The following is a 14,188-nucleotide window of genomic DNA, read 5'->3' on the forward strand; positions in this document are numbered from 1 at the left end:
ACGAACTCAGGCAGCCCAGGCCGCGACATCCTCTTCCTGCCCGATCAGCGCGAGCCCGTGCGCGATCGCGGTCAGTTCGTCGCCGGTCGCGATCCGGTCGCTGCCGAACCGCGCGTCGAAGATCGCGCGCACCGCCGGCACCAGCGACGACCCACCGGTCAGGAACACCCGGTCGATCGCATCCGCCGGCACGCCCGACGCCGCCAGCGCGCGGTCCACCGTCGCCGCGATGCGCTCCAGGTCCTCCGCGATCCAGCCCTCGAACTCGCCTCGCGTCACCACTGCCTCGATATCCACACCGCCGCCGTGGAACCGGAACGGCGCGCTCTCCGCCATCGACAGCGCACGCTTGCATGCCCCGACCGCGTCGTAGAGCGTGTAGCCCAGCTCGTTCTCGATCACCGCGATCATCCGGCCGATCGCCGCCGGATCGACCGCCGCCTTCGCCAGCTTGGCCAGTTCGTCCAGCGTCCGCCGGTTGCGCATCAGCGCCAGCCGCGACCAGTCGGCGAAGTCCGCATAATAGCTCCGCGGGACCTCCAGCGTCTTGCCGAACGAACGGTACTGCCCGCCCTTGCCCAGCATCGGCAGGACCAGCCGGTCGACGATCCGGTAGTCGAACCGGTCGCCCGCAATGCCGATGCCGGCATGACCCAGCGGTTCGCAACGCCGCGCCGCCCCCGGGGCCGCCACCCGCACCACCGAGAAATCGCTCGTCCCGCCGCCGAAATCCGCGACCAGGATCGTCGCGGCATGCGTCAGTCGCGCGGCATAGCTGAACGCCGCGCCGAGCGGTTCGTAGACATAGTGCACCGCCTGGCCCAGCTCCGCGAACATCGCGTCGTACCGCGTGCGGGCCAGCGCCGGGTCGGGCCGCGCGCCGGCATATTCCACCGGCCGCCCGACGATGATCCGCTCGGGCCGCGGCGCATCCAGCCGCCCGTCGCCATGCGCGACCAGCCGGTCGAGGAACGTCCGGCCCAGCTCCTCGAACCGGTATCGCCGGTCGAACACCGACGCCGTCTCGAAACTGGCGCTCGCCGCGACGGACTTGAACGATTGCAGGAAACGGCTGTTCTGCGGATCGTCGAGATATTCGTCGATCGCCCACGGCCCGGCCTCCACCGCCAGCCCGCCGCGCGCCGCCTCGTCCTGCCAGAAACACAGCGCGGACCGGAACACCGCGCCGCGGTTCCCGAACGGCACCAGTTTGGCCGTTCCTGCGGCACCCGCCAGCGCCACCACGCTGTGCGTCGTCCCGAAATCGATGCCAAGCGCCGCTGGCCTGTCGGTGGCGGTCATAGATGTGCAATCCCGGCTGCGCTGCGTGGCCGGCGCTCCTACAGCGAAGCTGCGCGCCGGACCAGCCTTCGCGGTGCGGACCTGGCAGACGCCCCGCGCGCTAGAGCAGCACGCTCTCCAGCTTCGCCAGCGCATACAGGTCGGTCGCCGCGTTGATATCCATCAGTGGCTTCAGTAACCCGTCGCGTAGGTCGTAGACCCAGCCGTGCAGCGTCAGCTTCCGCCCCGCCGCGAACGCGCCGGCCACCGGCGGCGTGGCGGCCAGATGGATCAGCTGCGCGCGGACATTATACTCGACCAGCCGATTGATCTTGGCCTCGCGGTCGGGGAGTGCGTCGATCTCCTCGCGGTGATCGTGATAGACGGTCCTGACGTTGGCCAGCCACTCCTCGGTCGGCCCCTTCGCATTGTCGTCCAGCGCCGCCATGATGCCGGTGCAGCCATAATGGCCGCACAGGATCACGTCGTTCACCTCCAGCACGTCGATCGCATATTGCACGACCGCCATAAGGTTCAGGTCGTTGCTGTAGACCAGGTTGCCGATGTTGCGGTGGATATACAGCCCGCCGGGAGGCGACTGGGTGATCTGGTCGGGCGCGACGCGGCTGTCGGAACAGCCGATCCACAGGAATTCCGGCCGCTGCCCGCGAATCTGGCGGGTGAAGAATTCCGGGTCGAAATGATGCTGTTCCGCCGCCCACGCCATGTTGGACAGGATCAGCTGCTGGGATTCCTTCATGCGAACCGCACTTCCTTGATCGGGGCCGAAATCTGCCGCGCGCTGCGGCCCGACAGGTCGCCCTTCACCAGCACGGCGATGTCGCGATACGGCGCGCCTTTGATGAACGCGTTGATGATGTCGATATTGTCCTCGTCGACATAGGTCGTGCTCGACAGGTCGATCAGCACGTCACGCCCGTCCGGCACGCGCGCGAGCGCCGCCTGCAACTGCGGCTTGTGGATAAAATACAGGTCGCGCCGCGCCCGCACCATGCACGCCTCGGGCGTCTCGACATAGCTGATCACCTGCCGGAAATTGCGCGCGATCACGAACACGAAGCCCACGACCAACCCGATCGCGATCCCTTCGAGCAGATCGGTGAACAGGATCGCGACGACCGTGACGAAGAACGGCACAAACTGGCGATATCCCTGCTTGTACCGCTGGAAATACAGCGCCGGCTTGGTCAGCTTGTAGCCGGTCTGGATCAGGATCGCGGCGAGTGCGGCGAGCGGGATCATGTTGAGCACGAACGGGATCGTGACGACGCTCAGCAGCAGCCAGAAACCGTGCAAGATCGTCGACAGCTTGCTGTCCGCACCCGAATCGACATTGGCCGAACTGCGCACGATCACCGACGTCACCGGAATACCGCCGAGCAGGCCCGACACGATGTTGCCCGTGCCCTGCGCCAGCAGCTCGCGATTCTTGTCGGTCACGCGGCGCTTCGGGTCGATCTCGTCGACCGCCTTCACGCTTAACAGCGACTCGAGGCTGGCGACGATCGCCAGCGTCAGCGCCGTGGTCCACACCAGCCCCGAACCGATCGCGGTGAAATCGGGCAGCTGGAGCAGGCCGAAGAACTCCGCCGGCGACGCGCTGACCGGCACGTTCACCAGATGGGTCTGCTGCACGGCGATCTGCGGCATCACGCGCTGGAAGAACATGTTCGCGACGATGCTGAACACCACCACCACCAGCGGCCCGGGCAGCAGCTTCAGCCAGCCGTCCTTGGGCTTGGCCTTTTCCCACCAGAAGAGGAAGATGATCGAGATCAGCGCGATCCAGGTCGGCCCGGCCAGCGTCTCCTCGCGGATCGTGTAGGCGATCGTCGACAGCGTGTTGCGCCCGTCTTCCTGGAAGAAGCGGAAGCTGCCCTCGTAATCGCCGTCGTAACCGATCGCGTGCGGAAACTGCTTCAGGATCAGGATGATGCCGATCGCGGCCAGCATGCCGGTGATGACCGACGTCGGCACGAACTCCGCCAGCACGCCGCCGCGCGTCAGCGAGAAGCCGATCTGGATCATGCCCGCCAGCATCACCGCGAGCAGGAAGGTCTGGTAGGTCGGCATCGCCTCGATCGCGCTCAGCACGATCGCGGTCAGCCCGGCGGCCGGCCCGCTGACCGACAGCGGCGACCGGCTCATGAACCCGATCACGATCCCACCGACCACGCCCGAAATCACGCCCGCGAACAACGGCGCGCCGGATGCCAGCGCCACGCCCAGGCAGAGCGGCAACGCAACGAGCGCCACCACGATCGACGCCGGCAGGTCGCTCCGCCAGCTCTTGAACAGACCGGGTGCCGTCACGTGGAGTTCCTCGCTACCAATCGACCGCCTTTACCCCACCCACGAACCCCCACGCGACCCCCGACCACCGCGAGACATACTTCCTTACAAATGCAGCGCCCGACGCAGCCGCAACAGAAAAGCCCTCTCCCCCACGGGGAGAGGGTTGAGAGAGGGGGCGTGGCTTGAGACGACCGCGCCTCACCCCCAGACCGTGGCTCCCCGCCCCCCAAACCGTCATCCCGGCACAGGCCGGGATCTCCCTCAGGTGAAGCGCGAACCCCCAACCCAAGGGAGATCAAGGCCTGCGCCGGGATGACGGAAAAGCGCGGCAGTGACGCCACCCCACGCTTGACACCCCCACCCCAGTCCCTAAACCCCGCGACGGGCCACGCCGCCCCAACGCGGCGCGTGCTCTCTGTGAGGAGAGACTACATGACTGCACGTCCCGACGCCGCACCTGCGCGTCCGTTTTTCTCGTCCGGCCCCTGCGCGAAACCGCCCGGCTGGTCCCCCGATACCCTCGCCACCGCATCGCTCGGCCGCTCGCACCGGTCCAAGATCGGCAAGGCGCGCCTGGCAAAGGCGATCGACCTCACCCGCGAAATCCTCGGCGTTCCCGCCGACTACCGCATCGCGATCGTGCCCGCGTCCGACACCGGTGCTGTCGAAATGGCGATGTGGACGATGCTGGGCCAGCGCCCGGTCACCGTCGCGGCCTGGGAAAGCTTCGGCGAAGGCTGGGTGACCGACGCGGTCAAGCAGCTCAAGATCGACCCGGTCGTAGCAACCGCGCCCTACGGCGAGCTGCCCGACCTCGCGGCGATCGACCCGAACCACGACATCGTCTTCACCTGGAACGGCACCACCTCCGGCGTCCGCGTGCCGAATGGCGACTGGATCGCCGCCGACCGCGCCGGGCTGACCATCAACGACGCCACCTCGGCGGTCTTCGCGCAGGCGATCGACTGGGCCAAGTGCGACGTCACCACCTTTTCCTGGCAGAAGGTCATGGGGTCGGAGGGCGGCCACGGCATGCTCATCCTCAGCCCGCGCGCAGTCGAGCGGCTCGAAAGCTACGTGCCCGACCGTCCGCTGCCGAAGATCTTCCGGCTGACCGCGAAGGGCAAGCTGATCGAGGGCCTGTTCAAGGGCGAGACGATTAACACCCCCTCGATGCTTGCGACCGAGGACTATATTGCCAGCCTGGAATGGGCGCAGTCGATCGGCGGCCTGCCCGAACTGTTCGCGCGCGCCGACCGCAACGCCGCGGCGCTCGACGCCTGGGTGCAGCGCACGCCCTGGATCGAGCATCTCGCGACCGATCCGGCGATCCGGTCGAACACCAGCGTCTGCCTGAAATTCGCCGGCCTGTCCGACGACGCGGCCACCGCGATCGAGAAGAAGATGGTCAGCCTGCTCGAGGCGGAAGACGCCGCCTACGATCTCGGCTCCTACCGCGACGCGCCCCCCGGCCTGCGCATCTGGTGCGGCGCCACCGTCGACACCGCCGACATCGAAGCGCTCGGCCCCTGGCTCGACTGGGCCTACGCGCAAGCGACCGCCTGACACGTCTAAAGCCCTCTCCCCTCCGGGGAGAGGGTTGGGAGAGGGGAGCAACGCCACCGGCAGCCCCCACCCTCCCCGTCATGGGGGGGGGGGGGGGGGGGGGGGGGGGGGGGGGGGGGGGGGGGNCAGAAGGTAGATACCCCCATGCCAAAAGTCCTCATCTCCGACAAAATGGATCCCCGCGCCGCCCAGATCTTCCGCGAACGCGGGGTCGAGGTCGACGAGATCACCGGCAAGACCAAGGACGAGCTGATCGCCATGATCGGCGAGTATGACGGCCTCGCGATCCGCTCGTCGACCAAGGTCACCAAGGAGGTCCTGGCCGCCGCGACGAACCTCAAGGTCGTCGGCCGCGCCGGGATCGGCGTCGACAATGTCGACATCCCGTCCGCATCGGCCGCCGGCGTCGTCGTCATGAACACCCCGTTCGGCAACTCGATCACGACCGCCGAACACGCCATCGCGCTGATGTTCGCGCTCGCCCGCCAGCTCCCCGAGGCCGACGCCTCGACGCAGGCCGGCAAGTGGGAGAAGAACCGCTTCATGGGTGTCGAGCTGACGTCCAAGACGCTCGGCCTGATCGGCGCCGGCAATATCGGCTCGATCGTCGCGGACCGCGCGCGTGGGCTGAAGATGAAGGTCGTCGCGTTCGATCCGTTCCTGACCCCGGAACGCGCGATCGAACTCGGGATCGAAAAAGTCACGCTCGACGAGCTGCTCGCGCGCGCCGACTTCATCACGCTCCACACGCCACTGACCGACTCGACGCGCAACATCCTGTCGGCCGAAGCGCTCGCCAAGACCAAGCGCGGCGTCCGGATCATCAACTGCGCGCGCGGCGGCCTGGTCGACGAGGTTGCGCTCAAGGCCGCGATGGACAGCGGCCAGGTCGGCGGCGCGGCCCTCGACGTGTTCGTCGAGGAACCGGCCAAGGCATCGCCGCTGTTCGGCACGCCCAACTTCGTCTCGACGCCCCATCTCGGCGCATCGACGACCGAGGCGCAGGTCAACGTCGCGATTCAGGTCGCCGAGCAGATGGCCGATTTCCTGATGTCGGGCGGCGTCACTAACGCGCTCAACATGCCCAGCCTGTCGGCAGAAGAAGCGCCCAAGCTCAAGCCGTACATGGCGCTCGCCGAACGGCTCGGCAGCCTGGTCGGCCAGCTCGAAGGCGAGATCACCGCGGTGTCGATCGAGACCGAGGGCGCCGCGGCCGACCTCAACCAGAAGCCGATCACCGGCGCGGTGCTGGCCGGCCTCATGCGCGTCTATTCCGACACGGTGAACATGGTGAACGCACCGTCGCTCGCCAAGGAACGCGGCCTCGACGTCCGCGAGGTCCGCCACGACCGCGAGGGCGACTATGCGACGCAGGTCCAGGTCACCGTCACCACGCCGAACGGCGAACGCGCCGTCGCCGGCACGCTGTTCGCCAACTCCGAACCACGCCTCGTCGACATTTTCGGCGTGAAGATCGAAGCCGACCTCGCCGGCACGATGCTCTACGTGGTGAACGAGGACGCCCCCGGCTTCATCGGCCGCCTCGGCGGCGCGCTGGGCGAAGCCGGCATCAACATCGGCACCTTCCACCTCGGCCGCCGCGCCGCGGGCGGCGAGGCGGTCGTGCTGCTGTCGGTCGACTCCACGCTCTCGGAAGAGGTGCTGGCGCAGGTGCAGGCGCTGCCGGGCGTGAAGGTAGCGAAGACGCTGCGGTTCTGACACGGGTCGGTCAAGCCTAAGCCCCCACCCCAACCCTCCCCCCGGTGGGGGGAGGGAGCCTGCTTAGCCCTCCCCCCACCGGGGGGGAGGGTTGGGTGGGGGGCTTCACTGGAAGCAACGGAGCGGGGAAGATGCAACAAGACCCCATCCTGAAAACCCGCGCCCGAACCATGCGCCGCCAACCCACCCCCGCCGAACAAAAGCTCTGGCAATCCCTCCGCCAATCCCAACTCGGCACCAAAGTTACCCGCCAGATACAAGTCGGCCCCTACATCCTCGATCTCGTTTCACGCCGAGCAAAACTCGCGATCGAACTCGACGGGGATACACATGCGACCCAAGTCGCGTATGACGCCGCCCGAACCGCTTTTCTCGAACGACAGGGCTACCGGGTGCTCCGCTTCACCAACGCCGACGTGACGACCAACCTGCCCGGCGTGCTCGAAGCCATCGCCTGCGAGCTTGCGTCCAGTGACGCCCCCCACCCAACCCTCCCCCCGAGGGGGGGAGGGCTAGAATCACAACAGGCCCCCTCCCCCCACCGGGGGGAGGGTTGGGGTGGGGGGCTTGGCCTGACCGAACCGAAAGCCAACACATGACCAACGGCCTCCTCCCCGAAGGTCTTCGCGACCGTCTCCCCCCGCAAGCCGAGGCAGCATCGCGCCTGCTCCACCGCGTCATCGTCGCGATCGGGCGGCACGGTTACGACCGCGTCTCCCCCCCGCTCGCGGAATATGAAGAAGAACTCGTCGGCCGCCTCAAGAGCGCCCGCCGCCAGGACCTGCTGCGCTTCGTCGATCCCGTGTCGCAACGCACGCTGGCGCTGCGCCCCGACATCACCGGCCAGGTCGGCCGCATCGCCGCGACCCGGCTCGGCCACCGCCCACGCCCGCTGCGGCTCGCCTATGGCGGCCCCGTCCTGAAGCTCCGCGCGACGCAGCTCCGCCCCGAACGTGAACTCACGCAGGCCGGTGCCGAACTGATCGGCACCGCCGCCGTGCCCGCGATCGTCGAGGTGTTGCGCGTCGCGATCGAGGCGATGGAGGCCGCCGGCGTCACCGGCATCACGATCGACCTCACCCTGCCGGATCTGGTCGAGACGCTCGCCGCCGGCCCGCTGCCCGTCCCCGCCGACAGGCTCGCCGCGCTCCGTGATGCGCTCGACGCCCGCGACGCAGGTGCGCTCGCCGGGATTGGCGCGGCGGACTATCTGCCGCTGCTTGAGGCCGCCGGCCCACTTCCCGCGGCCCTCGCCCGGCTCCGCGCGCTCAGCCGCTGGGAGATCCTCGACCAGCGGATCAATGCGATCACGCAGATCACCGACGCGCTCGACGGCCGCGTTACGTTCACGCTCGATCCGACCGAGCGGCAGGGCTTCGAATATCAGAGCCTCATCGGCTTCTCGCTGTTCGCGTCGGGGCTGCGCGGCGAGGTCGGTCGCGGCGGCTCCTACGCCATCCTCCATGCGGACGGCACCGCCGAACCCGCCGTGGGCTTCTCGCTCTACATCGATCCGCTGGTCGATGCCGGCCTCGGCCAGGAACCGTCGCGCCGCGTGTTCGTGCCCGTCGGCGCCGACCCCATCGCCGCGCAGGCACTGCGCCGCGAAGGCTGGACGACGATCGCCGCGCTGACCGACGACGATCTTCCCGTGGGTTGCACACACCGCATGGTTGGCGCGGTCCCCGAACCGCTCTAAGGCCCGCCTTTACTCTTGTCCGCCGCAACTTACCGGGCGGGCACCCGGCAACGAACAGGACTTACCGAGCATGGCCAACGTCACCGTCATCGGCGCCCAGTGGGGCGATGAAGGCAAGGGCAAGATCGTCGACTGGCTGGCGGAACGCGCCGACATCGTCGTGCGGTTCCAGGGCGGCCACAATGCCGGCCACACTTTGGTCGTCGACGGCAAGGTCTACAAGCTGTCGCTGCTGCCGTCGGGCATCGTCCGCGGCACGCTCAGCGTCATCGGCAACGGCGTCGTGCTCGACCCCTGGCATTTCCGCGACGAGGTGGCGAAACTTGCCGCGCAGGACGTGCGGATCACCCCCGACAATCTGCAGATCGCCGAAACCTGCCCGCTGATCCTCCCCTTCCACCGCGACCTGGACGGGCTGCGCGAGGATGCCTCGGGCGCCGGCAAGATCGGCACCACCCGCCGCGGCATCGGCCCGGCGTACGAGGACAAGGTCGGCCGCCGTGCGATCCGCGTCTGCGATCTCGCCCATCTGGACGATCTCGGGCCGCAGCTCGACCGCCTGCTCGCGCACCACGACGCGCTGCGCGCCGGGTTCGGCGAGGCGCCGATCGACCGCGCCCGGCTGCTCGCAGACCTGGCCGAGATCGCCGACGTCATCCTGCCCTTCGCTAGCCCGGTCTGGCGGACGCTGGGCGAGGCCCGCGCGCAGGGCAAGCGCATCCTGTTCGAAGGCGCGCAGGGCGTGCTGCTCGATGTCGATCACGGCACCTACCCGTTCGTCACCTCGTCCAACACCGTCGCCGGCACCGCCGCATCGGGCACCGGCCTCGGCCCCAGCGCGCCGGGCTTCGTGCTCGGCATCGTCAAGGCCTACACCACGCGCGTCGGCTCCGGCCCGTTCCCGACCGAGCTGGAGGACGAGACCGGCACGCGGCTGGGTGAGCGCGGCCATGAATTCGGCACCGTCACGGGCCGCAAGCGGCGCTGCGGCTGGTTCGACGCCGTGCTCGTGCGGCAGTCCGCCGCCGTGTCCGGCATCACCGGCATCGCGCTGACCAAGCTCGACGTGCTCGACGGATTCGAAGAACTGCGGATCTGCACCGGCTACGACCTCGACGGCCGGCACTACGACTACCTGCCGCCGCACCCGAACGACCAGGCGCGCGTGAAGCCGATCTACGAAACGATCGAGGGCTGGTCCGAATCGACCGCGGGCGCGCGCAGCTGGGCCGACCTGCCGGCGCAGGCGATCAAGTATATCCGCCGTGTCGAAGAACTGATCCGCTGCCCCGTGGCGCTCGTGTCGACCAGCCCGGAACGCGACGACACCATTCTCGTCCGCGATCCGTTCCAGGACTGACGCCATCACATCATTGTCGTTGCTGGCCATCGCGCTGGCTCTCTGCTGGTTCGTGCCGGTCCCGCTCGTGGGACTCGGCGCGCTGGCGCTCGCGGCGCTCTCCGGGCTCACCTTTCCGGACGTCGACCAGTTCGTACCGCTGCTCCGCCACCGCAGCGCGCTGACCCACAGCCTGCTCGTCGTGCTGCTCTGCATGGCTGATCGCCGCCTACACCCGGTCGCGGCCGGGCTCGCGCTCGGGATCGGTTTTCACCTCGCGGCGGACTGTTTCCCCGCGTCGATGCGCGGCTTCGCGACCGTGAAGGTGCCGCTCGCGGGCACGTTCGATACGCAAGGGTCCTACATGTGGCTGGCGATCAATGCGGTCGCGGGCAGCTACGTGTTCGGCATGCTGGTCGAACGGCTCTACGACCCGCAGGTCCAGATCATCGCACTGGTCGGCGCGCTGTTGCTCGGCGCGACCTACCTGGCCGGCGTCCCCGGCGGCTATCGCGCGCTGGCGGTGTATGCCGCGATCTTCTGGGTCGGCTGGCGGTTGCATCGGCCGACGCTGGAGTGACCAAAAGCCTTCTCCCCTACGGGGAGAGGGTTGGGAGAGGGGGAGTGGCTTGGGCGTCGCTTATCCCAAACCCGAACGGCAAGATTCGCGAACCGCACGGCCGCCAACTTCCGCAAAACACGACCTCACCCCAAGCCAAGCCCCTCTCCCCAACCCTCTCCCCGGAGGGGAGAGGGAGTCCCGGGCCCACCTAGCCCCTCAAACCGAAATAACCCCCTCGATCACAGTCACACACTGTCCGGTCAGCAACACCCGCCCGCCCTCGACCCGGCAGAGCAGATCCCCACCCCGCCGACTCGCCTGATGCGCGGTGGTCTCCGCCCGCCCCAGCCGCACCGACCACCAGGGCGCGAGCGCGGCATGCGCTGAGCCCGTCACCGGATCCTCATCCACGCCCCAGGCCGGCACGAACACCCGACTCACCATGTCGGTCGCCACCCCTGGCGCGGTACAGATCGCCATCAGCCGCACAGCCGCCAGCGCCACCATGTCGGGCGCCAGCGCGCGCACCGCCGCCTCGTCCGGCAGCACGATCAACGCCGTCTCCTGCACCGGTGGCGCGGAGAAGAACACCGCCGCATTCGCCAGCCCAAGCGCCGCCAGCAAGGGCGCGACCCGTGCGTCCCCAGCCTGCGCCGCGGTCAACTCGGTCGCCGGCAGGTCGAGCACATAGCCAGCCCCCGCGCGCCGCACCTCCAGCATGCCCGCCTGCCGCGTCGCGAACCGCACGGCGTTCAGCGACAGGTCGTCGCTCAGCAGCACATGCCCCGACGCCAGCGTCGCATGCCCGCACATCGCGACCTCGCTCGTCGGGGTGAACCAGCGCAGCTCATGATCCGCCGGCCCGTCCGGCGTAGCGAGCAGGAACGCCGTCTCCGACAGGTTGTTCTCCGCCGCGATCGCGACCAGCACGTCGTCCGGCAACCACGTATCGAGCGGGATCACCGCCGCCGGATTGCCCGTGAAAGGGCGCGACGCGAACGCATCGACCTGCGTGAACCGAGGCATCGCGTTCTCCGAAATCGTAGAGTTAAGCGGGCCTCAGACCCCGAGCCGCTTCCCGAACCACGGCGGCGTCACATCCGCCTCGACCAGCGGATTGTCCGGCTCGTCGACATGGCCCTCGGGGTCCAGGTGGATCAGAATCTCCACCTTGGGGAACGCCATGCGGATATTCTCCTCGACCTCGTCCATCACGTCGTGCGCGTCGGCGACGGTCATGTCGCGCGCCACGCACATGTGGAACTGCGCAAAGTCGTGCGATCCCGACCGCCGCGTGCGGAAATCGTGGATGCCGCACAGCGCCGGGTGCCGCGCCGCGACCTCCATGAATGCGTCGCGCTCCTCCTCCGGCCATTCGCGGTCCATCAGCTGGTCGATCGCCTGGCTCGATGCCTGGAACGCGCCCCATGCCAGCCACAGCGCGATCGCGATGCCGAACAGCGGATCGGCGCCCTTCACGCGGAAATACTGGTCGAGCACCAGCGCCGCGATCACCGACAGGTTCAGCAGCAGATCGGACTGGTAATGAACATTGTCCGCGCGGATCGCGACCGATCCGGTCTGCGCGATGATCCGCCGCTGATAGGCCAGCAGCCCGAACGTCGCGAGGATCGCGACCACCGACACCGCGATGCCGAACCCCGCATCGTCGGTCGCCTGCGCGCTGTTGAAACTCACAACCGCGCGCCAGCCGATGCCGACCGCCGACGCGGTGATCAGCGCGACCTGGAACAGCGCCGCCAGCGCCTCCGCCTTGCCGTGGCCGAACCGGTGGTCGTCGTCCGCCGGCGTCGCGGCCAGCCTCACACCGTACAACGTCACCAGCGAGGCGAGCAGATCGAGCCCGCTGTCCGCCAGCGACCCGAGCATCGCGACCGATCCGGTATGCCAGGCGGCGAACCCCTTCAGCACCATCAGCGCGCAGGCGACCGCAACGCTGGCCAGCGCCGCGCGCGAGGTCAGGATTCCGTTCGCCTTGGTCATGGGTACAGCAACCCTTCGGTCCAGCCGCCCTGCCCGTCGGGCGTGAACAGCCGCCGTTCGTGCAGCCGGTGCGCGCGGTCCTGCCACAACTCGATCCGGTCCGGCGTCACGCGGAACCCTGACCAGTGCGCCGGGCGCGGTACCGGGCCGCCATCGAACCGTGCCTTGATCGCTTCGAACTTTGCATCGAACGTCTCACGCCGGTCGAGCGGCTGCGATTGCTCCGACGCCCAGGCCCCCAGCTGCGAATCGCGGCCGCGCGTCGCGAAATACGCGTCGCCCTCCGCATCCGACACGCGGCTGACCGCGCCCTCGATCCGCACCTGGCGGCGCAGCGATTTCCAGTGGAACGTCAGCGCCGCCACCTGCGTCGCGAACAGGTCGCCCGCCTTGCGGCTTTCCAGGTTGGTGTAGAACACGAAGCCTTCGTCATGGCCCTTCAGCAGGACCATCCGCGCGGACGGGCGGCCGTCGGGCGCGACCGTGGACAGGCACATCGCCTGCGGATCGTTCGGTTCGGATGCGGTGGCCTCGGCCAGCCATTGATCGAACAGCGCATGCGGGTCGTTGGACATGACGTCGCCTTAACCCAAGTGCCTTTGTTTTTCGACCCCGGCGGTGTTCCCGGGATCAGGACAGATTGCCCTTGCACGCCCGAAATCCGCACCCATCTCCACCGTGACATATCGGCAACAGTTGGCGTTTCCCGGAAAGGGCGCGAAAGGGGCGCATGGCGGATCTTTATTCAAAGCTGAACGTGGCACGCGACGCGAGCGAGGCGGACGTCAAGAAGGCGTATCGCAAGCTTGCGAAAGAGCTGCATCCCGACCGCAATCGTGACAATCCGAAGGCGTCGGAGAAATTCTCCGAAATCACGCAGGCCTACGACCTGCTGTCCGACAAGGACAAGCGCGCGCAATATGACCGCGGCGAAATCGACGAGAACGGCCAGCCCAAGGCCGCGTTTGGCTATGGCGGCAGCCCGTTCGGCGGCCAGGGCCAGGGCGGGCGGCGCCCCGGTGCGGCCGGCGGCTATGGCGGTGCCACCGCGGATGCCGGCGATTTCGGCGATATCTTCGAAGGGCTGTTCGGCGGCCGGCGCGGTGCCGGCGGCCCGGCCGGCGGGTTCGGCGCGCGCCGTTCGCCCCCGGCCAAGGGCGCGGACATGGCCTACCGCCTGTCCGTCTCGTTCGAGGATGCCGCCTCGCTCGCGCCGCAACGCGTGACGCTGTCGACCGGCAAGGCGATCGACCTGAAACTCAGCGTCGACGCGGTCGACGGCAAGCCGATGAAGCTGACCGGCCAGGGCGAGGAAGGCCCCGGCGGCATCGGCGACGCGATCGTCACGATCGCGATCGACCCGCACCGTTTCTACACGCGCGACGGCGACGACATCCGCATGACCCTGCCGATCACGCTGGAGGAAGCGGTGCTCGGCGCCACGGTCCGCGTGCCGACCGTCGACGGTCCGGTGAACTTCTCGGTGCCGAAGGGAACGACCTCGGGCAAGACGCTCCGCCTGAAGGAGCGCGGCTTTCACAAAAAGGGCGGCGGTCGCGGCTATCAATATGTCACGCTGTCGGTCGATCTGCCCGCCGACGATGCGGAGCTGATCGCGTTCGCCGAAAGCCGGCGCGAGACGCAGACGCGCAACCCGCGCGCCGCTCTGGGCGTATAGCGCCATACGCTTGGGCGTGGCCGG

The 14,188-nt window shown here is 68.4% G+C and carries 13 protein-coding genes; 7 read left to right on the forward strand and 6 right to left on the reverse strand.

Annotated features, from left to right (window positions below; all coding sequences use genetic code 11):
- Positions 1-6: 6 nt before the first annotated feature.
- From ACFSGX_RS17120 to ACFSGX_RS17130, 3 genes are all read right to left on the reverse strand, one after another.
- Complete coding sequence (locus ACFSGX_RS17120; protein ID WP_380931509.1) at positions 7-1,302, reverse strand: Hsp70 family protein; 1,296 nt, start codon at positions 1,300-1,302, stop codon at positions 7-9.
- Between the two features lie 100 nt (positions 1,303-1,402).
- Complete coding sequence (locus tag ACFSGX_RS17125) at positions 1,403-2,041, reverse strand: carbonic anhydrase (RefSeq protein WP_380931510.1); 639 nt, start codon at positions 2,039-2,041, stop codon at positions 1,403-1,405.
- Positions 2,038-3,615, reverse strand: coding sequence for a SulP family inorganic anion transporter (locus tag ACFSGX_RS17130; protein WP_380931511.1), 1,578 nt, complete (start codon positions 3,613-3,615; stop codon positions 2,038-2,040). Before ACFSGX_RS17130 ends, ACFSGX_RS17125 begins: the two co-directional genes overlap by 4 nt.
- Before the next feature lie 414 nt (positions 3,616-4,029).
- Between ACFSGX_RS17130 and ACFSGX_RS17135 the strand changes: the two genes are divergently transcribed.
- The 6 genes from ACFSGX_RS17135 (at position 4,030) to ACFSGX_RS17160 (ending at position 10,500) form a co-directional block, all read left to right on the forward strand.
- The gene (locus tag ACFSGX_RS17135) at positions 4,030-5,163 is read left to right on the forward strand and encodes a phosphoserine transaminase (RefSeq protein WP_380931512.1); all 1,134 of its coding nucleotides are present in this window, start codon (positions 4,030-4,032) and stop codon (positions 5,161-5,163) included.
- A 144-nt stretch (positions 5,164-5,307) separates the two neighbouring features.
- Complete coding sequence (gene serA, locus ACFSGX_RS17140) at positions 5,308-6,882, forward strand: phosphoglycerate dehydrogenase (RefSeq protein ID WP_380931513.1); 1,575 nt, start codon at positions 5,308-5,310, stop codon at positions 6,880-6,882.
- 131 nt (positions 6,883-7,013) lie between these two features.
- Positions 7,014-7,481: an endonuclease domain-containing protein gene (locus ACFSGX_RS17145; protein WP_380931514.1), complete on the forward strand. Its 468-nt coding sequence runs from the start codon at positions 7,014-7,016 to the stop codon at positions 7,479-7,481.
- Complete coding sequence (locus ACFSGX_RS17150) at positions 7,478-8,581, forward strand: ATP phosphoribosyltransferase regulatory subunit (protein WP_380931515.1); 1,104 nt, start codon at positions 7,478-7,480, stop codon at positions 8,579-8,581. Before ACFSGX_RS17145 ends, ACFSGX_RS17150 begins: the two co-directional genes overlap by 4 nt.
- A gap of 70 nt (positions 8,582-8,651) precedes the next feature.
- Positions 8,652-9,941, forward strand: a complete 1,290-nt coding sequence (locus ACFSGX_RS17155; RefSeq protein ID WP_380931516.1) for an adenylosuccinate synthase — start codon at positions 8,652-8,654, stop codon at positions 9,939-9,941.
- Between the two features lie 13 nt (positions 9,942-9,954).
- Positions 9,955-10,500, forward strand: a complete 546-nt coding sequence (locus tag ACFSGX_RS17160; RefSeq protein ID WP_380931517.1) for a hypothetical protein — start codon at positions 9,955-9,957, stop codon at positions 10,498-10,500.
- A 198-nt stretch (positions 10,501-10,698) separates the two neighbouring features.
- Here the strand turns inward: ACFSGX_RS17160 and ACFSGX_RS17165 are convergent, their stop codons facing one another.
- The 3 genes from ACFSGX_RS17165 to pdxH are packed head-to-tail and all read right to left on the reverse strand — an operon-like array spanning position 10,699 to position 13,061.
- Positions 10,699-11,508 (reverse strand): PhzF family phenazine biosynthesis protein, encoded by an 810-nt coding sequence (locus ACFSGX_RS17165; RefSeq protein WP_380931518.1) that lies wholly within the window; start codon positions 11,506-11,508, stop codon positions 10,699-10,701.
- Between the two features lie 33 nt (positions 11,509-11,541).
- Positions 11,542-12,486 (reverse strand): cation diffusion facilitator family transporter, encoded by a 945-nt coding sequence (locus ACFSGX_RS17170; protein ID WP_380931519.1) that lies wholly within the window; start codon positions 12,484-12,486, stop codon positions 11,542-11,544.
- Positions 12,483-13,061 carry a pyridoxamine 5'-phosphate oxidase gene (pdxH, locus tag ACFSGX_RS17175; RefSeq protein ID WP_380931520.1) on the reverse strand — a complete coding sequence of 193 codons (579 nt, stop codon included), beginning with the start codon at positions 13,059-13,061 and terminating at the stop codon, positions 12,483-12,485. Before pdxH ends, ACFSGX_RS17170 begins: the two co-directional genes overlap by 4 nt.
- A gap of 155 nt (positions 13,062-13,216) precedes the next feature.
- Here pdxH and ACFSGX_RS17180 point away from each other — a divergent pair, with 155 nt between their 5' ends.
- Positions 13,217-14,164 (forward strand): DnaJ C-terminal domain-containing protein, encoded by a 948-nt coding sequence (locus ACFSGX_RS17180; protein WP_380931521.1) that lies wholly within the window; start codon positions 13,217-13,219, stop codon positions 14,162-14,164.
- Positions 14,165-14,188: the final 24 nt, after the last annotated feature.

Source organism: Sphingomonas arantia, assembly GCF_042682045.1.
Lineage (GTDB): Bacteria > Pseudomonadota > Alphaproteobacteria > Sphingomonadales > Sphingomonadaceae > Sphingomonas_R > Sphingomonas_R arantia.

Bases quoted from the DNA above. Each gene is read 5' to 3' on its own strand.
- ACFSGX_RS17120 (WP_380931509.1), bottom strand. From the start codon at position 1,302: ATGACCGCCACCGACAGGCCAGCGGCGCTTGGCATCGATTTCGGGACG.
- ACFSGX_RS17125 (WP_380931510.1), bottom strand. From the start codon at position 2,041: ATGAAGGAATCCCAGCAGCTGATCCTGTCCAACATGGCGTGGGCGGCG.
- ACFSGX_RS17135 (WP_380931512.1), top strand. From the start codon at position 4,030: ATGACTGCACGTCCCGACGCCGCACCTGCGCGTCCGTTTTTCTCGTCC.
- serA (WP_380931513.1), top strand. From the start codon at position 5,308: ATGCCAAAAGTCCTCATCTCCGACAAAATGGATCCCCGCGCCGCCCAG.
- ACFSGX_RS17145 (WP_380931514.1), top strand. From the start codon at position 7,014: ATGCAACAAGACCCCATCCTGAAAACCCGCGCCCGAACCATGCGCCGC.
- ACFSGX_RS17150 (WP_380931515.1), top strand. From the start codon at position 7,478: ATGACCAACGGCCTCCTCCCCGAAGGTCTTCGCGACCGTCTCCCCCCG.
- ACFSGX_RS17155 (WP_380931516.1), top strand. From the start codon at position 8,652: ATGGCCAACGTCACCGTCATCGGCGCCCAGTGGGGCGATGAAGGCAAG.
- ACFSGX_RS17165 (WP_380931518.1), bottom strand. From the start codon at position 11,508: ATGCCTCGGTTCACGCAGGTCGATGCGTTCGCGTCGCGCCCTTTCACG.
- ACFSGX_RS17170 (WP_380931519.1), bottom strand. From the start codon at position 12,486: ATGACCAAGGCGAACGGAATCCTGACCTCGCGCGCGGCGCTGGCCAGC.
- pdxH (WP_380931520.1), bottom strand. From the start codon at position 13,061: ATGTCCAACGACCCGCATGCGCTGTTCGATCAATGGCTGGCCGAGGCC.
- ACFSGX_RS17180 (WP_380931521.1), top strand. From the start codon at position 13,217: ATGGCGGATCTTTATTCAAAGCTGAACGTGGCACGCGACGCGAGCGAG.